The organism is Bradyrhizobium sp. CCGE-LA001, from assembly GCF_000296215.2.
Taxonomy (GTDB): domain Bacteria; phylum Pseudomonadota; class Alphaproteobacteria; order Rhizobiales; family Xanthobacteraceae; genus Bradyrhizobium.
Genome location: NZ_CP013949.1, coordinates 2,584,946 through 2,602,873, shown reverse-complemented (window position 1 = coordinate 2,602,873; position 17,928 = coordinate 2,584,946). Strand labels below are relative to the sequence as shown.

Below are 17,928 nucleotides of genomic sequence, written 5' to 3'. Positions count from 1 at the left end.
GCGCATGCCAACCACGCGACGACAATTTCTCAGTCTTGCCGGCAGCGTGACGGCCGCCGGCGCGATCCCGATCCTCACATTGCAGCCGGTCGAGGCGACGCCGGCCATGCTCACCGCCGCGATCCGCAATGTCGTCGGTGAAGCGCAATTGCGCACCGGCAAGGTCAAGCTCGACATTCCGCCGCTGGTCGAGAACGGCAACACCGTGCCGATGACGGTCAGCGTCGCAAGTCCGATGACGGCGGACGATTACGTCAAGTCCATCCACGTCTTCAACGAGAAGAACCCGCAGCCGAACATCGGCAATTTCCACCTCGGCCCTTCCTCCGGCCGCGCCCAGGTCTCGACCCGGATCCGCCTCGCGGACACCCAGAAGGTGGTCGCGATCGCGCGCCTGTCCGACGACACGTTCTGGCAGGCCGCCACTGAAGTTGTCGTAACGCTGGCGGCCTGCACCGAGGAAATGAACTGATGGCCGCGCTCATCAACGTTCCCGCCAAGGCCAAACGCGGCGAAATCATCGAGATCCGCACGCTGACCTCGCACATCATGGAGACAGGCTTCCGCCATACCGCGGACGGCAGACTGGTGCCGCGCGACATCATCACGAGCTTCACCTGTCGTTACAATGGCGCCGAGATCTTTCGCGCCGATCTCTTTCCGGCGATCGCCGCAAATCCCTATTTGTCCTTTTTCACGGTGGCCAAGGAGAGCGGCAAGTTCGAATTCGAATGGATCGGCGACAACGGCTATTCATCCACCGCTTCGGCATCGATCATCGTCGAATGAGCCTTTGGCGCGCGATAGCGGCGGCAACAGTCTTCGCCGCGGCCCCTGCCTTACTTGCCGGCGAAATCGCGCCCGATGCGCGCCGGTCCGGCTACTCCTTCATGGGGCCGGACACGCGCGCGATGCAGGACGACGACACGTCCAATCCGGGCATGCTGTTCGTGCTCGACGGCGAGGCGCTGTGGGGAAAGAAGACAGGTCGTGTGCAGAAGTCCTGCGCGGACTGCCATGGCGACGCCCGCGGCAGCATGAAGGGCGTCGCCGCGCGCTATCCCGCCTTCGACAAGGCGCTGGCGCGTCCTGTCACGCTCGACCAACGCATCAATCTCTGCCGCGCCGATCACCAACAGGCGACGCCGCTATCTTACGAAAGCCGCGACCTCCTGGCGCTCTCCGCCTTCGTCGCCCATCAATCGCGCGGCATTCCCATCGCCGCCGGCGACGATCCGCAGCTGAAACCCTTCGTCGCGCAGGGGCGCGATTTGTTCATGCAGCGCGAGGGGCAGCTCAATCTTGCCTGCACCAATTGCCACGACGACCATTTCGACAAGCGCCTCGCCGGCGCGCCGATCACGCAGGGACAGCCGACCGGCTATCCGCTCTACCGGCTGGAATGGCAGACGCTGGGATCGCTGGAGCGGCGGCTGCGCAGCTGCATGACCGGCGTGCGCGCCCAGGCCTACGATTACGGCTCGCCCGAGCTGGTCGCGCTCGAGCTCTATCTGATGTCGCGGGCGCGCGGCCTGCCGATTGAGACGCCGGCGGTGCGGCCTTAGGCGATCAGGCCTGGACCGGTCGTCGTCTAACCCGTCGAAGTATTCATCGCCTCCAGCACGGCGGCCGAGTCCGCGACCCAGCCGAAGATGCCGCCCTGGGCCTTGATCATCTGCAGGCCCATCTCGTGAAACTCGGGAAAGTAGGACGCGCAGCCGTCGGAAATCACGATGCAGCGATAGCCGCGGTCATTGGCCTCGCGCACGGTGGTGTTGACGCAGACCTCGGTGGTGACGCCGCACACCAACAGGTTCTCGATGCCGTAGCTCTCCAGGACCTCGCCAAGCTCGGTGGCGTAGAACGCGCCCTTGCCCGGCTTGTCGATCACGACTTCGCTGTCGAGCGGATAGAGTTCGGGAATGATGTCGTGGCCGGCCTCGCCGCGGATGAGGATGCGCCCCATAGGGCCAGGATCGCCGATGCGCAAGGATGGGGCGCCGCGCTCGATCTTCGCCGGCGGCGCGTCCGAGAGATCGGGCAGATGGCCCTCGCGGGTGTGGATCACCAGCATGCCGGTATCGCGCGCAGCCTTCAGCACCGCGCCGATCGGCTTCACCGCGCGCGCGAGCTGGCTGACGTCGTTGCCCAGCGTCTCACCGAAACCGCCGGGCTCCATGAAGTCCCGCTGCATGTCGATGATGAGAAGGGCCGTGGCGAGCCAATCGAGCTTGATCGGCTCGGGCTCGGCGTTGATGACGGCCGGTGCCGGGTTGGTCGAGTTCAAGATGATGCCCCCGCGAGAAATGCTCCCGGTACGTTTGCAAGCGCCGTGCCATTCAGGCCGACGCTCTCCCATACAACTGCCGATACTCCTCCTCATAGGGCGCGTACGAGTCCCTCAGCGTCGCCATGTTGAGCAGCATGGTAGCGACCAGCGTATTCGCCTTGTCGAATACGCGCGTCTTGACCCAGGCGCTTTCGGTGCGGCGGCTGCCGGAGAGCGCGACCACCTCGCGCTCGACCTCGTACTCCTCGTCGACGAAGAGTGGCCCCTTCACCAGCCTGATCTCCTGATCGGCAAACAGGCCGACCGCCGGGCCCTTGGCCGGCAGCGGATCGTCCTTGGAGCGATACTGGAACAGCACGCTCAGCATCTCCATCGGGATGATGGGCCCGCGCCAGGGATTGTCGGCGCCCGAATAATACGGCGAGTTCTCGGTGATGACCGCGAGCTTCTGCCGCAGCGAAAACGGATAGAGGTCGCCCATGTTCTGGTCGAAGGCCATCCGGACCGACTGGCGCTTGCTGGTCTGGGCCACCTTCACATCGCGCAAGATGACGGGATCAGTGAGCGGCTTGAGCTCGCCAAGGCGCGCTTCGAGCGCCGTCGCTGCGTGCGGCTCGCCGACCGAGGCCGTGCCGCGCAGCACCTCGGTGCCGTCGCGCTTGACCATCTGGATCTGGCACTGGCTTGTGGCAGGCAGCGGCTTCGACAGGACCGCCTGCACCTCCTCGCCTTCGTAACAGACGCTGCGGTAATGCGCGGAGAGGCACCCCGTCTCGAACCATGCGCGCCCCCACAGCCGTTCACCGAGCGGCGCAAACTGGCTGAAATGGGTCGGGCCCTCGATGGTGCCGCCCTTGAAGCCGAGCTTCTGCGCGGTGGCATCGTCATGGATCGAGGCGTGCGCGTCATAGGTTTGCGCCTGCAGCATCTGGCGCGGCCGGCGCCACGGCCCGATCAAGGCCTCCGCCGTCTCCGTGATCACGGTGTCGAATGCGTTAGCAGTCATGGTGCTCTCCACAGGCAGCCATGACTAGCAGGACCGCCACGGATGCGGCCAGCGATATTGACTTCGCCGGTGCATGCTTTTGACTGTCACAATTCGCGTCGCGCAGCCGCAATCCCTTCCCGCAGCGCAAACCCCGAGAGCCAAGGACTTCCGAAATGACGCTGATGCAGGTCGAGCTGGACGATAAATACCGGCTCGAATCGAAGCGGATCTTCCTGTCCGGCACCCAGGCCCTGGTCCGACTGCCCATGTTGCAGCGCGAACGCGACCGGCTCCAAGGGCTCAACACCGGCGGCTTCATCTCGGGCTATCGCGGCTCTCCGCTCGGCATGTATGACCACGCGTTGTGGCGCGCGAAGTCGCACCTCCAGCAGCACGACATCGCCTTCGTCCCCGGCCTCAACGAGGATCTGGCGGCGACCGCGGTGTGGGGCAGCCAGCAGGTCGGCCTGTTTCCCGGCGCCAAGGTCGACGGCGTGTTCGGTATCTGGTACGGCAAGGGGCCCGGCGTCGATCGCTCCGTCGATGCGCTCAAGCATGCCAATGCAGCCGGCACCTCGCGCAATGGCGGCGTGCTGGCGCTCGCCGGCGACGATCACGGCTGCCAATCCTCGACGCTGGCGCATCAGAGCGAGCAGGTTTTCGCGGCGGCGCTGATCCCCGTAATCAATCCCGCCACGCTCCAGGATTATCTCGACCTCGGTCTCTACGGCTTCGCGCTGTCGCGCTTCTCCGGCTGCTGGGTCGGCTTCAAGGCGATCAGCGAGACCGTCGAGAGCTCGGCCTCGATCTATAGCGACCCTGAACGCGTCAAGATCGTGCTTCCCGATGATTTCGAGATGCCGCCCGGCGGCCTCAACATCCGCTGGCCGGATCCGCCGCTCGAGGCCGAGAGCCGCCTGTTCGGGCCGAAGATGGCGGCGGTGCAGGCCTTTGCCCGCGCCAACCAGCTCGACCGCATTGTGCTCGATTCCAAGCCGGCGCGGCTCGGCGTCGTCGCCACCGGCAAAGCCTATCTCGATTTGCGCCAGGCGCTGGCTGACTTGGGCATCACCGACAAGGACGCGCAGGACCTCGGCTTGCGCATCTACAAGGTCGCGATGACCTGGCCGCTGGAGGAAAGCGGCGCCAAGCGTTTCGCCGAGGGTCTTCAGGACGTGCTGGTGGTCGAGGAGAAGCGCGGCTTCATCGAAGACCAGCTGATGCGCATCCTCTACAACATCGATGCCTCGAAGCGTCCGACCGTCACGGGCAAGCGCGACGAGACTGGCGCGCCGCTCTTGCCGAGCGAGGGTGAGCTGACGCCGACCATCGTGGCGGGCGCGCTGGTGGCGCGACTGCGCAAGCTCGGTCATCACAGCCCGGTGCTGGAGCAGCGCCTCGCGCGGCTGGAAGCCTTCGACAATCCCGTCACCACGAGCGCGCCCATCAAGCTCGCGCGCACGCCGTTCTTCTGCTCGGGCTGTCCGCACAACACCTCGACCCGGGTGCCGGAGGGCAGCCGCGCCATGGCCGGAATCGGTTGTCACGGCATGGCCTTGAGCATGCCGTCCCGCCGCACCGATCTGATCTCCCATATGGGCGCCGAGGGCGTGAACTGGATCGGCCAGTCTCCCTTCACCAGCGAGACGCACATCTTCCAGAATCTCGGCGACGGCACCTATACCCATTCCGGTCTTCTGGCGCTGCGCGCCGCGTCCGCCGCTGGCATCAACATCACCTACAAGATCCTCTACAACGACGCCGTCGCGATGACCGGCGGCCAGCCGGCCGAAGGCGCCTTCAACGTCGCGCAGATCGCGCATCAGGTCTGGGCCGAGGGCGTCAAGCGGCTTGCGATCGTCTCGGACGATCCGAACAAGTACCCGCAAGGCAACTACTTCCCGCAAGGCGCCACCATCCATCACCGGCGCGAGCTCGATGCCGTGCAGCGCGAGCTGCGTGAGATCAAAGGCCTCACCGTCATCATCTACGACCAGACCTGCGCTGCGGAAAAGCGCCGCCGCCGCAAGCGCGGCCTCTATCCCGACCCCGCCAAGCGCGCCTTCATCAACGAGCTGGTCTGCGAAGGCTGCGGCGACTGCTCGCAGGCCTCGAATTGCGTCTCGGTGCAGCCGCTGGAGACCGAGTTCGGCCGCAAGCGCCAGATCGACCAGTCCAACTGCAACAAGGACTTTTCCTGCGTCGAGGGCTTTTGCCCGAGCTTCGTCACCGTGCATGGCGGCAGCCTGAAGCGCATGAAGACGTCGGCGGTCGATTCCGGCCAGCTGTTCGCCGACCTGCCGCTGCCGGCCGCGCGCGAGCTGGACGGCCCCTACAACATTCTCGTCACCGGCATCGGCGGCACCGGGGTCATCACCATCGGCGCCCTGCTCGGCATGGCCGCCCATGTCGACGGCCGCGGCTGCTCGGCGCTCGATTTCACCGGCCTGTCGCAGAAGAACGGCGCGGTGATGAGCCATGTCCGCATCGCCCCGAGCCCGGAGGACATCTCCGCGGTTCGCATCACCACCGGGGGCGCCGACGTCATCCTCGGCTGCGATATGATCGTTTCCGCCGGTCCCACCGCGCTCAGCCGCGCCGAGCGCGGCGTGACGAAAGCCTACATCAACGCCGATCTGCAACCGACGGCGAGTTTCGTGCAGAATCCCGATCTCGACTTCGAGATGGGTGCGATGCAGACCGTGCTGCGCGACGCTATCGGCGACAAGAACCTCGACATCATCGACGCCACGGGCATTGCCGCGGCGCTGATGGGCGACAGCATCGCCACCAATCCCTTCATGCTCGGCTTTGCCTTCCAGAAGGGCGCGATCCCGCTGTCCCTCGAAGCGCTGCTCCGCGCCATCGAGATCAACGGCACCGCGATCGAGATGAACAAGCTCGCCTTCACCTGGGGGCGCCTTGCCGCCCACGATATGTCGCGCGTGCGCAGCGTGCTGCAGTTCAAGAACAGGGCATCGGCGCCGACCAAGTCGCTCGACGACGTCATCGCGACCCGCGCCGAATTCCTGACCGGTTATCAGGACAAGGCCTATGCCGACCGCTACCTCGCCGCCGTCGAGAAGGTGCGCAAGGCGGAGAGCATGGCTTCGCCGGCGTCCACGGAGCTGACCGAGGCGGTCGCGAAGAACCTGTTCAAGCTGATGTCCTACAAGGACGAATATGAAGTCGCGCGGCTCTATACCGACGGCAGCTTCGCCAAGAAGGTGTCGGAGAAGTTCGACGGCGAGTTCACGCTGAAGTATCACCTTGCACCCCCGATCTTCGCAAAGCGCGACAGGGCGACCGGCCGGCTCCAGAAGCAGGAGTTCGGCGGCTGGATGATCCATGCCTTCCGCGTCCTCGCGAAGCTCAAATTCCTACGCGGCAGCGCGTTCGATCCGTTCGGCCGCACCGAGGAGCGCCGGAGCGAGCGCAAGCTGATCGAAGACTATGTCGGCATGATCGACCAGCGGATCGCCGGGCTGAAGGCAGAAAAGATTCCGCTGCTGGCACGCCTCGCGCGCGTGCCCGAGACGATCCGCGGCTTCGGCCACGTCAAGGAAGCCAATATCAAGCTGGCGGCCGCCGAGACGGCGCGGCTGGAAGCGGAGCTGGAGAACAGCCGTTTTGCAGTTGCGGCGGAGTAGCGGAGGCGCGACGCTTTCTCCGCGGGTCATTGCGAGGAGCCCTTGCGACGAAGCAATCCAGAGTCTTTCCGCAGAGACAGTCTGGATTGCTTCACTTCGCTCGCAATGACGAGATCGTGGGACGTGCTTACCACCCATTCTGTGTCATTGCTTAACTGGGCGATTGGTACGGCTTAGCGCGCCGGCTTGCGCTCCACCGGGTCGATATCGATCGCCCGCAGGCGGCCCAGCCGCAGTACGTCCATGGCCAGCCGCCGGCCGATGCGGTCGCGGTCGAGCACGCGGATCAGATCGTCGACGCCGTTGATCTCGATGCCGTCGAGCCTGATCACGACGTCACCGGACAGCAGGCCCGCCTTGGCCGCCGGCCCGTCCGGCTCGATCTGCATCAGGAGCGCGCCCATCTTGTTCTCAACCCCAGCCAGCACCGCATGCCGCCGCGGAACGGGCGCGGTCTGCCCGGCGACGCCGATATAGGCGCGGCGGACATAGCCGTGGCGGATGATCTCCGCCAGCACGAACTGCGCGGTGTTGCTGGCGACCGCAAAGCAGATGCCTTGCGCGCCGTTGATGATGGCGGTGTTGATACCGATCACCTCGGCATTGGACGACACCAGGGGCCCGCCGGAATTGCCGGGATTGAGCGCGGCATCGGTCTGGATCACGTCCTCGATGGTGCGCCCGCTGACCGAGCGGATCGAGCGCCCGAGCGCCGAGACCACGCCGGCGGTCACGGTCGACTCGAAACCGAGCGGATTGCCGATCGCGATTACGAGCTGGCCGCGTCTCAACGTCTTGGAATTGCCGAGCGCGGCGTACGGCAGATGGCGCACGCCATTGGCGCGTAGCAGCGCAAGGTCGGTGTCGGGATCGACGCCGAGCACCTGGGCGTCGCCGACATGGCCCTCGACGTCGCGCAGCCGGATCTCCCTGGAGGAGCCGACCACGTGGCTGTTGGTGAGCACGAGTCCATCCGGCGAGATCACGATGCCGGAGCCGAGCCCGCCGCGCTCGCGTCTATCAGGCACTTTCGGCCCGGTCTCGACGCGCACGACCGCAGGTCCGACGCGGTCGGTCACGTCGATCACGGCATTGGAATAGGCATCCAGCAGGGCCCGGTCATCGACCGGCGCAGGCGCCGTCGTTCGCGATGACGCTGCGTCATCGGCGATATCTGAGGTGAAGTCCAGCATGGCAAGAGTCCTTGAAGGCTCACACAGATGGTGGCCTGCTCCCTGCCGCGCAAGGTGCGCGGCGGGAAGCGCAGGGCTGGACTGCCCAGATGGCTAGGGCGCCCGCCTCAGCGAGCCGCCTCTTGCCTTGACCGAGTCGAGCAGCGACCAGTCCCCGTCCGGAAGCACATGGCCCTTCGGGAATGGCGCGCGCAGCTCGATCCCGAGCGAGCCCAGCACGCGGTCGTCGCGGTAATAGCATTGCAGCACGACGCGGACGAGCGTGACCGCGGCAGCACCGCCGCTCTTGCGAAACTCCTGCGCCACCGCATCGCGCGTGGCGGCATCGAGCTCGCCGAGCGGCGCTCCGGCGAGCCGCGCCAGATGATCCAGTGCCGCAACCACCAATTTGGTGTCGCGGCCGAGCGTAGCGACTATGTCGCCCTGGATCGCGGGATCGTCAGCGCCCGGCACCTTGTACGCGTCGCTGGCGGGAATGATCATCGCGGCGATGGTACGCAGGTCGTCGCGCTGCCTGCGTGTCAGTTGGTCGTCTGCGGACATCACAGCCTCAATCGAACAAATTGGCGAGGCGCTGCTTCATCTGGTCGGCGATGTAGAGCGCGAGGGCCTGGATGGTGGAGGTCGGGTTCACGCCGCCCGAGGTGACGAAGATGCTGCCGTCGACGATGAAGAGGTTCTTCACGTCGTGGGTGCGGCCCCATTCGTTGACGACGGAGCGTTCGGGGTCGGTGCCCATCCGCGCGGTGCCGAGCAGGTGCCAGCCGCCCCAAGGGATCGGCGAGTTGACGCAGATGTCGGTTGCGCCCGCGGTCTCCAGAATTTCGCGGCCGCGCGCCAGCGCATAGTCCATCATCTTCTGGCTATTCTCGCTGATCGTGTAGCTGATCTTCGGCGCGGGAATGCCGTGGCTGTCCTTGAGCACGGGGTCGAGCGTGACCTGGTTGTGCTCCTCCGGCAGGTCCTCGCAGATCGCGGAGAATCCCAACCGATGGCCGTTCAGCTTGCGGAACACGCGGTGATGATCTTCGCCCCAGGGCAGAATGCCCTTTTGCTCGCTGACGACGGCCTCGAACACGGGCCCGGCGCCGCGCACGAACTGGACCCCGAAGCCGCGCACAAAGCCGCGCGACAGATCCGTGTCATACCATTCCTTGCTCCACAGGCAGGTCGGCGGCGCGCGGTTGCTGTCGGTCGGCTCCTTCACATAGCCGTAGATCTGCGCATAGGGATGGAACATCAGGTTCTTGCCGACGAGGCCGGACGAATTGGCAAGGCCGTTCGGAAAGCGCTGGGACGCCGAGTTCAGCAGCAGCCGCGGCGTGCCGACGCCGTTGCAGGCGATGATGACGACGTGCGCGGGCTGAAACTGCTCGACACCGTCCTTGTCGTAATAGACCACACCCGAGGCCATGCCGTTCTCGTCTGTGGTGATCTCTCGCACGCGGCAATGCGTGCGCAGCTCGACCCCGGCGCGGATCGCCTGCGGCCAATAGGTGATGTCGGTCGAGGATTTCGCGCCTTGCGCGCAGGCCGGCGTGCAATGGCCGAGATTGATGCAGCGCGCCCGGCCCTCATAGTCCATGGTCGCGACCGTCGTGTCCGATGGCCACCAGTGCCAGCCGAGCTTGTTCATGGACTTGGCGATGATGGCGCCGGACAATCCGAGCGGCTGCTGCGGCATCGGCGGATGCGTCAGCGGCGAGAGCGGATCCCCCGACAGGCCCGACGTGCCCATGATCCGGTCGTTCTCCTCGAAGAACGGGGTCAGCGCGTCGTAATCAATCGGCCAATCGTCGGCGACACCGTCGAGCGTCTTCACCTTGAAATCGGAGGGATGCAGCCGCGGCCAGTGCGCCGTGTACATCACCGTCGAACCGCCCACCGCATTGTAGTTCACCACCTTGATCGGCGAATTGTCGTCGTTGATCGGGTAGTCTTCGGGATGGCCGCGAACATTGGGGCTCGACGACCACTCGCCATAGAACTTGGCCTCCCAGTCGCGGCCCGTGCTGGGATATTCCGCCGGCTTCATCCAGCCGCCCTGCTCCAGGCAGAGAATGTGCATCTTGGTCTCGGCCAGCGACCACGCCACCGCCGCGCCGGAAGCGCCGGCGCCGATGATCAGGACGTCCACGGGGTCTTTCATCGCAACCTTTTCCTCCCCCTCGCCGCTTTCCGGGCGATTCGGCCTTTCGCGGTCCGCAAAGGCCGTCGAACGATAGGATCAGAGCAATGGTTGAGTAAAGCCGCGAGGCCGGAATGTCACACTTCGCAGGGCGCAGACCATTGGTATCGCCCCATCCGGATGCTAGGAACAGGGCGCCCGCGCCATCGATAGCGAGACCGTATGTCCTTCCAGAATTTCTTTGCCGCCACCCGCGCTTTTGCGCTCGTTTCGTTGTTCGCCTCGTCCGGATTTCTGGCCTCAATCGGGCCGGCCTCCGCGCTGACCGGCGCCGCGACGGTCCGCGACGGCAACTCGGTCCAGGTCGGCGACGTCACCTACCGGCTCGACGGTGTCGACGCGCCCGAGCTGGACCAGGTCTGCATCGACAACCAAGCCGATTCCTGGACCTGCGGCATCGAGGCCCGCGACCAGCTGACCAAGCTCATCAACAAGCGGACGGTACGCTGCGACGATGTCGGACCGGAAAAGAGCTTTGGCAAGCGGCACCGCGCCATCTGCACGGCCGAGGGCGACAAGGCCAGCCTGAACGAGCAGCTGATCAAGCTCGGCTTCGCGCTCGCGCGCGAACCGGTCAGGGTCAACGTCAAGCCGGCGGCCACCGAGGCCAAGACGGCGGCGGCGGGGATTTGGAAGGGCTGCTTTGTTGCGCCGCAAGATTTCCGTAGCGGCAAGAAGGACGCTGCCCTGCTCGGCGCCGCCTGCCGGCCGGACCGCGACAAGGAAATCCGCGCCGTGCTGTTTCCGGAGGAGCTGGTCATGCCGCCGAGCTGCAGCATCAAGGGCAAGCTCGCGGTGCGCGCGCGCGTCACCGGCAACATCGGCATCTATCATCTGCGAGGCTGCCCGAGCTATCCGGCGACCACCAAGCCCGACCGCTGGTTCTGCTCGGAGGACGACGCCCAGGCGGCCGGCTTCCGCAAGGCCTATAATTGCCGCCGGCCGAAGTGAACAACTCCTCACGCATCCGTGAGTGGTAGTCCGAGACCGTATTGATCCGGAATTGAACTCCTTGGCGAGTTGCTGCACTTATGAACATACGCAAGCGCTTCGCGCGAGCGTTTCCTTGGCAGCAATCCGGCTTCGGTCCGATTGCCTTGCTCGGGCGTTTCCTCCCTAGACTTGGGCCGCTTGTCATCACAAGCGGCTCTTCTTTTTTGTGCCCAGCTCCAAATCGAGCCGGGCCATGACGACGCAGAGACGTCGGCGCTTAAGTGCCCTCGTGGCCTTGGCACGCTTGTTCGATGCTATCACTGCATCCGCATGATGTGGTCCATCGGCGCCATGTTGGCATTCATATTCGCCATGATCCAGACGCTGCCTCCGATCACGAGGAAAACGACGAAGAGGCCGAAGGCGAGAGCCAGCACATTGTTGGTGTTGTCGGGGCCGGTGGTGATGTGCAGGAAGAACACCAGGTGCACGCCCATCTGCGCAATCGCCAGCACGATCAGTGCGACGGGAATCGATGGTTGCCAGACCAGATCCGTGCCGGCGATGAAGAACGACGTCGCCGTGAGCAGCAGCGCCAGGACGAGGCCGACGACATAGCCGAGGATGCGGGTGCCGACGCTGTGCTGTTCTTCCTCGCCCGGTGCGAGGTCACGGTCGGTCCGTGCGTGCGCCTGATCGCTCATACGCCACTCCCAAGCAGATAGACAACGGAGAACACCGCGACCCAGATGATGTCGAGCGCGTGCCAGAACAGCGCAAAGCACGTCATCCGGCGCAAAATGTCGGCACGGAAGCCCTTTGCGAACACCTGGGCCATCATGGTGAGCAGCCACAGCACGCCGGCCGAGACGTGAAGGCCATGGCAGCCAACCAGCGAGAAAAACGCGGTCAGAAACGCACTTCGCGACGGGCCATAACCACGCGCAATGAGATCGGCAAATTCGCGAAACTCGAGGACGAGGAATATCAGCCCGAGCACGCAGGTCACGCTCATGCTGAGATAGAACCAGAACCGGTTGCGCACATCGGCCGCGATGCTGGCCATGCCGCAGGTGAAGCTGGACAGCAGCAGGCAGACCGTCTCGATCGCGACGTATCTCGGCTCGAATATCTCCGAACCCTTCGGCCCATCGGCAGTCTGGCCGACCAGCACCGCGTAAGCTGCGAAGAAGCAGGAGAACATCACGATGTCGGAGAGCAGGAAGATCCAGAAGCCGTAGGCGGTCACGATCCGCTTTGGCGCCGGTCCGGGATGCTCGATGACGAGCCCGATGTGATGGGGATCGGCGTGCGCGTGGCCGGCGGTCGCAGTCATCGCCATCAGACTGTTCCCGCCATGCTGACGAGGCCGCGCCGCTCCTCGAGATTGACCCGGTCTATCGCCGCGACTTCGGCGGCCGGAATGACGTATTCATCATGGTCGCGCCAAGCGAACAGGACGAAGGTCGCCCACGCGCCGAGGCCGCCCAGGATCACCATCCACCAGATGTGCCAGATCAGCGCAAAGCCCATGATGGTAGCGAAGAACGCGCAGACGAAACCGGTCGGCGAGTTCCGGGGCATTTCGATGTCCTGATATTCCGGCCTGTCGGCAGCGAGCGCTTCATTTCTGGCTTTGGCCTTCATGTCCCAATAGGCGTCCTCGCCGCGCACGTCCGGATTGAAGGCGAAATTGAACACTGGCGGCGGCGACGACGTCGCCCATTCCAGCGAGCGCCCGTCCCAGGGATCGCCGGTGCGGTCGCGCAAGGCCTCACGGTTGCGGACGCTGACGACGATCTGCACGATCTGGCAGATCACGCCGATCGTCAGCACCGCCATGCCGATCGCCGCGACGATCATCCACGGCCGCCACGCCGCGACGTCGTAATGCTGCATTCGCCGCGTCATGCCCAGCAGGCCGACGATGTAGAGCGGCATGAAGGTGACGAAGAAGCCGGTGAAGGTGAACCAGAACGCAGCCTTGCCCCAGCGCTCGTCGAGCCGGAAGCCGAACGCCTTGGGAAACCAGTATTCGAAGCCGGCGAAGGCACCGAACAGCACGCCGCCGATGATGACGTTGTGGAAATGCGCCACCAGGAACATACTGTTGTGGAGGATGAAGTCGGCCGGCGGCACCGCGAGCAGAACGCCCGTCAATCCGCCGATGATGAACGTCACCATGAACCCGATCGCCCACAGCATCGGCGTCGCGAAGCGGATGCGGCCGCCATACATCGTGAACAGCCAGTTGTAGATCTTCACGCCTGTTGGCACCGCGATGATCATGCTGGCGATGCCGAAGATCGCGTTGACGTTGGGCCCTGCGCCCATCGTGAAGAAATGATGCAGCCAGACCATGAAGGAGATGACGCAGATCGCCATGGTGGCCAGCACCATCGAGCGGTAGCCGAACAGCGCCTTGCCGGAGAAGGTCGAGACCACCTCGGAGAAGATGCCGAAGGCCGGCAGCACCAGGATGTAGACCTCGGGATGGCCCCAGGCCCAGATCAAATTCATGAACATCATGACGTTGCCGCCGGCCTCGTTGGTGAAGAAGTGGAAGCCGAGGTAACGGTCGAGCAGCAGCATCGCGAGCGTGGCAGTCAGGATCGGGAACGCCGCGACGATCAGCAGGTTCGAGGCCAGCGTGGTCCAGCAGAACATCGGCATGCGCAGGTAGTTCATGCCCTTGGTGCGCAGCTTCAGCACCGTCGTGACGAGATTGATGCCGGCTACCAACGTCCCGACGCCGGAGATCTGGAGCGACCAGGCGTAATAGTCGACGCCGACACCCGGCGAGTAGGACAATTCCGACAGCGGCGGAAAGGCGAGCCAGCCGGTGCGTGCGAATTCGCCGACCACGAGCGAGATATTGACCAGCAGTGCGCCGGTTGCGGTCAACCAGAAACCGACCGAATTTAGCGTCGGGAATGCGACGTCGCGCACACCGAGCTGGAGCGGCACGATCAGGTTCATCAGCCCGATCACGAACGGCATCGCCACGAAGAAGATCATGATGGTGCCGTGCGCCGAGAAGATCTGATTGTAGTGCTCGGGCGGCAGATAGCCCTGCGACTGGTAGGCCACGGCCTGCTGGATCCGCATCATGATGGCGTCGCTGCCGCCGCGCAGCAGCATCACCGAGGCCAGCAGCACATACATGACGCCGATGCGCTTGTGATCGACGCTGGTGATCCATTCGTTCCAGAGATAGGGCAGATGTCCCTTCACGACGACCCAGGCCAGCACGGCAAGGATCGCGACCAGCACCACCCCGCCTGCGACGAGGGGGATCGGCTGATCGAACGGGATGGCCGACCAGTCGAGCTTACCGAGCATCGTGGCCTCCGCTGTGCGACCGGCCTGCTTCGGATGCGAGCTCCGGTCCTGGCCCCGGCGGAATGTGCTGGGTCGCGATCAGGTCGAACAGCCGTGGGTCTTCGAGACGGTAGACCGGCCGGCCCTTCTCGATGCCCTGCTGCATCAGCTTCTTGTAGCTGTCCTCGTTTAGGACGGCATCCGTCTTCGCCGTGGTCGCCACCCACTCCGGAAAGGCAAGCGGCGAGACCACGTTGACGTCGAACATCATGTCGGGGAAGCCGTCGCCGGAGAAATGCGCCGACAGGCCCTGCAGCTTGCCCTCATTGTCGGCGCGCAGGTTCAGCTTCGTCACCATGCCGTTCATGGTGTAGATCATGCTGCCGAGCTGCGGGATGAAGAAGGTGTTCATCACGCTCGACGACGTCAGCTGGAATTTCAACTCGGCACCGGCCGGCACCGTCAAGGTGTTGATGGTCGCGATGCGCTGGTCCGGATAGATGAACAGCCATTTCCAGTCGAGCGAGACGGCCTGGATCCGCACCGGGCTGCCGGTGCCGGGCACAGGGGCAGCGGGATCGAGCTGGTGCGAGCCGATCCAGGCGACACCGCCGAGCAGGATCACGGTGAGCGCGGGAATCGACCACACCACCATCTCGACACGGCCGGAATAGACGAAGTCGGGTTGGTAGCGCGCTCTTGGGTTCGAGGCGCGAAACCAGAACGCAAAGCCGAGGATCGCGATGATGGTGGGCACCACGATCACGAGCATGATGAAGACTGAATCGATCAGGATGGTGCTGTTGCCCGCAGCCACGGGCCCTTGCGGATCGAGCAGATTCATCGACAAGCCACTAGCGGTTGGGAATCCCCGGGGACAGAGCCTAGCGCGGGAAAGGCTCGGCGACAAACGCCGCGACGACGCAACGGTTCCTCGGCAGCAAAGGGCCGCCATGTGCGATGGGGCAGCCGCAACATGCAATTCCATGTGATCTCAATGACATGAACGCAGGATTGGCGGCCTTCTCTCCGAATGGGGCGATTGCTAATCTGCACGAAAATATCAGGGAGTGAACCGGGATGCGCCTCAAGGACAAAGTTGCGATCGTGGTCGGCGCCGGCCAAAGCCCCGGCGAAGGCATGGGTAACGGCCGCGCCACGGCGCTCACCTTCGCGCGCGAGGGGGCGAAAGTCTTGTGCGTCGATCATCAGCTGGAATCGGCTCAGGAAACGGTCGCGATGATCACGGCGAAGCAGGGCACGGCCGCGGCTTTCGAGGCCGACGTGACCAAAGCTGCCGAGATCAAGGCAATGGTTGCGGATGCGCAGTCGCGCTGGGGCCGGATCGACGTGCTGCACAACAATGTCGGCGTCAGCCTGTCCGGCGGCGATGCCGAATTGCTGCAACTGACCGAGGAGGCGTTCGACCGCGTCGTCGCCATCAATCTCAAGAGCTGCATCCTCGCTGCGAAAGAGGTGATCCCGATCATGCGCGCGCAGAGAAGCGGCGCCATCATCAACATCTCCTCGATGGCGGCGATCACGACCTATCCTTACGTCGCCTACAAGGCGACCAAGTCGGCGATGATCGCCTTCACCGAACAGCTCGCCTACCAGAACGCCGAATACGGCATCCGCGCCAACGTCATCCTGCCCGGGCTAATGAACACGCCGATGGCCGTCGACACCCGCGCCCGCGAATGGTCCAAGACCCGCGCCGAGGTCGAAGCGGAGCGCGACGGCAAGGTGCCGCTGCGCAAGAAGATGGGCACGGGATGGGACGTCGCGAATGCCGCGCTGTTCCTGGCGTCGGACGAGGCGAACTTCATCACCGGCGTGACGCTGCCGGTGGATGGCGGGGCCAGCGTGAGACGGGGATAGGTCGCTCTTCCTTCTCGCTCACCGCGCCGCGCGCGTCACCCGCCAGATCGTGCCGTTGCCGTCCTCCGACACCAATAGCGATCCATCCTTCGCCACCGCCACGCCCACCGGCCTGCCCCACACTTCGCTGTCGTTCACTACGAACCCCGTCACGAAATCCTCATACTCGCCGGTCGGCTTGCCGTCCTTCATTCGGATGCGGATCAGCTTGTAGCCGGTGCGCTTCGACCTGTTCCAGGAGCCGTGCTGAGCGGCGAAAGCATCGCCCTGATACTCAAGCGGAAACTGCGCGCCTTGATAGAAGGTCATGCCGAGCGAGGCCGAATGCGGCTGGATCAGCACGTCGGGAACCGTCACCTTGTCCTTAAGGTCCGGCCGCGCGCCGGCATGGCGCGGGTCTTCATTGTTGCCGATATAGAACCAGGGCCAGCCGTAGAAGCCGCCCTCCTTCACGCTGGTCACGAAGTCGGGCACGAGATCATCGCCAAGCCCGTCGCGCTCATTGTTCGAGCACCAGGGCACACCGCTCTGCGGTTGGATCGCGAGGCCAACGCAATTGCGGATGCCGGTGGCGTAAATCTTACGCTCCTTGCCGTCGGGGGTGAAAGCGAGCACGGCGGCGCGCTCGGTTTCGCTCGCCCATGTGACGCCGAGGGGTTGCGCCTTCGACCACGCCTCCAATCCGCCCGGCGGCGTGCCCATGCCCTCGGCGACGTTGCTGAGCGAGCCGACCGACACCAGCATGCGCCTGTTGTCGGGTGTGAAGACGATGTCGCGGGTGGAATGACCGCCGTCATGCGGCAGGCTCGCCACGATCGTCTCTCCTTTACCGCGCGCCTTGAGATCGCCGGCCTGGTAGGGAAAGCGGACGACGCTGTCGGTGTTGGCGACGTAGACCCATTGGGGATTGTCGCCGTTCGGGAAGAAGGCGATGCCGAAGGGTTGCCGTAGCCCGCTGGCAAATACCTCGTTGCTCGCGACCTTGCTGCCCTCACCTGCACGAAGTACGCGAATGGTGCCGGCCCGCGTCTCCGCAACGAAGACATCGCCATTCGGAGCCACGCGGACGATACGCGGCGCCCGCAGGCCTTCGGCGAACAGCTCGATCTTGAAGCCGGCCGGCACCTGAGGCTCCGCGTTCGGCGGACGCGGCACCACACGCGACGAGCTCGCGACCGACCGCGTCGCGCCGGGCCTGACCAGATCCTGCGGCCGGATCAACCTGACCGTGCCGGGCTTGTCCGCGCGCCAATCGCCATAGGCGTCCCTGCCTTGCAACACCGGTTCGGCCTGCGCGCCGGCCGCAATCGCGACCAACACCACTGCCGATGGCGCTGCGGACGAAATCCTGCTCTTCACGTCGCCCTCCTTCCCACCTCTAGCTGCCGACCATCAACGCCGATCATCTGCAAACGTTCTACCGCAACTCGGGCCTGCCGCATCCCACGTCAGCTCATGCCCGCACGATGTGCATCGGGTTCGCT

At 64.7% G+C, this 17,928-nt stretch carries 16 protein-coding genes; 6 read left to right on the top strand and 10 right to left on the bottom strand.

Translation table 11 applies throughout. The features are described from left to right. Positions 1-4: 4 nt before the first annotated feature. Genes BCCGELA001_RS12235 through soxA form a run of 3 tightly spaced genes read left to right on the top strand, consistent with a single transcriptional unit; the run spans position 5 to position 1,565 of the window. Positions 5-472 (top strand): SoxY-related AACIE arm protein, encoded by a 468-nt coding sequence (locus BCCGELA001_RS12235; RefSeq protein ID WP_008550751.1) that lies wholly within the window; start codon positions 5-7, stop codon positions 470-472. Beyond that, positions 472-789 (top strand): thiosulfate oxidation carrier complex protein SoxZ, encoded by a 318-nt coding sequence (soxZ, locus tag BCCGELA001_RS12230; protein WP_008550752.1) that lies wholly within the window; start codon positions 472-474, stop codon positions 787-789. The genes BCCGELA001_RS12235 and soxZ overlap by 1 nt, the downstream gene beginning before the upstream one ends. Then, the gene (soxA, locus tag BCCGELA001_RS12225; RefSeq protein WP_008550753.1) at positions 786-1,565 is read left to right on the top strand and encodes a sulfur oxidation c-type cytochrome SoxA; all 780 of its coding nucleotides are present in this window, start codon (positions 786-788) and stop codon (positions 1,563-1,565) included. The genes soxZ and soxA overlap by 4 nt, the downstream gene beginning before the upstream one ends. A 26-nt stretch (positions 1,566-1,591) precedes the next feature. Here soxA and BCCGELA001_RS12220 read toward each other — a convergent pair whose 3' ends face one another. After that, positions 1,592-2,290, bottom strand: coding sequence for a cysteine hydrolase family protein (locus BCCGELA001_RS12220; RefSeq protein WP_060737625.1), 699 nt, complete (start codon positions 2,288-2,290; stop codon positions 1,592-1,594). 49 nt (positions 2,291-2,339) lie between these two features. After that, complete coding sequence (locus BCCGELA001_RS12215) at positions 2,340-3,296, bottom strand: hypothetical protein (RefSeq protein ID WP_060737624.1); 957 nt, start codon at positions 3,294-3,296, stop codon at positions 2,340-2,342. A 155-nt stretch (positions 3,297-3,451) separates the two neighbouring features. Between BCCGELA001_RS12215 and BCCGELA001_RS12210 the strand changes: the two genes are divergently transcribed. Further along, a complete protein-coding gene (locus BCCGELA001_RS12210; RefSeq protein ID WP_060735397.1) occupies positions 3,452-6,928 on the top strand; it encodes an indolepyruvate ferredoxin oxidoreductase family protein in 3,477 nt (1,158 codons plus the stop codon). A gap of 173 nt (positions 6,929-7,101) precedes the next feature. Here the strand turns inward: BCCGELA001_RS12210 and BCCGELA001_RS12205 are convergent, their stop codons facing one another. The 3 genes from BCCGELA001_RS12205 to BCCGELA001_RS12195 form a co-directional block, all read right to left on the bottom strand. Beyond that, entirely contained in the window at positions 7,102-8,121 is a 1,020-nt protein-coding gene (locus BCCGELA001_RS12205) for a S1C family serine protease (protein WP_060735396.1), read from the bottom strand. A gap of 93 nt (positions 8,122-8,214) precedes the next feature. Then, positions 8,215-8,664 carry a hypothetical protein gene (locus BCCGELA001_RS12200; protein ID WP_060735395.1) on the bottom strand — a complete coding sequence of 150 codons (450 nt, stop codon included), beginning with the start codon at positions 8,662-8,664 and terminating at the stop codon, positions 8,215-8,217. Positions 8,665-8,671: 7 nt separating this feature from the next. After that, positions 8,672-10,270: a GMC family oxidoreductase gene (locus BCCGELA001_RS12195; protein WP_008550760.1), complete on the bottom strand. Its 1,599-nt coding sequence runs from the start codon at positions 10,268-10,270 to the stop codon at positions 8,672-8,674. A 201-nt stretch (positions 10,271-10,471) separates the two neighbouring features. Between BCCGELA001_RS12195 and BCCGELA001_RS12190 the strand changes: the two genes are divergently transcribed. Then, the gene (locus BCCGELA001_RS12190) at positions 10,472-11,260 is read left to right on the top strand and encodes a thermonuclease family protein (RefSeq protein WP_060735394.1); all 789 of its coding nucleotides are present in this window, start codon (positions 10,472-10,474) and stop codon (positions 11,258-11,260) included. Between the two features lie 299 nt (positions 11,261-11,559). Here BCCGELA001_RS12190 and cyoD read toward each other — a convergent pair whose 3' ends face one another. Genes cyoD through BCCGELA001_RS12170 form a run of 4 tightly spaced genes read right to left on the bottom strand, consistent with a single transcriptional unit; the run spans position 11,560 to position 15,407 of the window. After that, positions 11,560-11,946 (bottom strand): cytochrome o ubiquinol oxidase subunit IV, encoded by a 387-nt coding sequence (gene cyoD, locus BCCGELA001_RS12185; RefSeq protein WP_060735393.1) that lies wholly within the window; start codon positions 11,944-11,946, stop codon positions 11,560-11,562. Continuing rightward, entirely contained in the window at positions 11,943-12,584 is a 642-nt protein-coding gene (locus BCCGELA001_RS12180; protein ID WP_060735392.1) for a cytochrome (ubi)quinol oxidase subunit III, read from the bottom strand. The genes cyoD and BCCGELA001_RS12180 overlap by 4 nt, the downstream gene beginning before the upstream one ends. Further along, on the bottom strand, positions 12,584-14,584 hold the full coding sequence (cyoB, locus tag BCCGELA001_RS12175; RefSeq protein ID WP_060735391.1) for a cytochrome o ubiquinol oxidase subunit I: 2,001 nt from the start codon (positions 14,582-14,584) through the stop codon (positions 12,584-12,586). The genes BCCGELA001_RS12180 and cyoB overlap by 1 nt, the downstream gene beginning before the upstream one ends. Beyond that, complete coding sequence (locus BCCGELA001_RS12170; protein ID WP_008550763.1) at positions 14,574-15,407, bottom strand: cytochrome o ubiquinol oxidase subunit II; 834 nt, start codon at positions 15,405-15,407, stop codon at positions 14,574-14,576. The genes cyoB and BCCGELA001_RS12170 overlap by 11 nt, the downstream gene beginning before the upstream one ends. A gap of 236 nt (positions 15,408-15,643) precedes the next feature. Here BCCGELA001_RS12170 and BCCGELA001_RS12165 point away from each other — a divergent pair, with 236 nt between their 5' ends. Then, the gene (locus BCCGELA001_RS12165) at positions 15,644-16,444 is read left to right on the top strand and encodes an SDR family NAD(P)-dependent oxidoreductase (protein WP_008550764.1); all 801 of its coding nucleotides are present in this window, start codon (positions 15,644-15,646) and stop codon (positions 16,442-16,444) included. An 18-nt stretch (positions 16,445-16,462) separates the two neighbouring features. Here the strand turns inward: BCCGELA001_RS12165 and BCCGELA001_RS12160 are convergent, their stop codons facing one another. Continuing rightward, entirely contained in the window at positions 16,463-17,803 is a 1,341-nt protein-coding gene (locus tag BCCGELA001_RS12160) for a PQQ-dependent sugar dehydrogenase (protein ID WP_060735390.1), read from the bottom strand. Between the last annotated feature and the right edge of the window lie 125 nt (positions 17,804-17,928).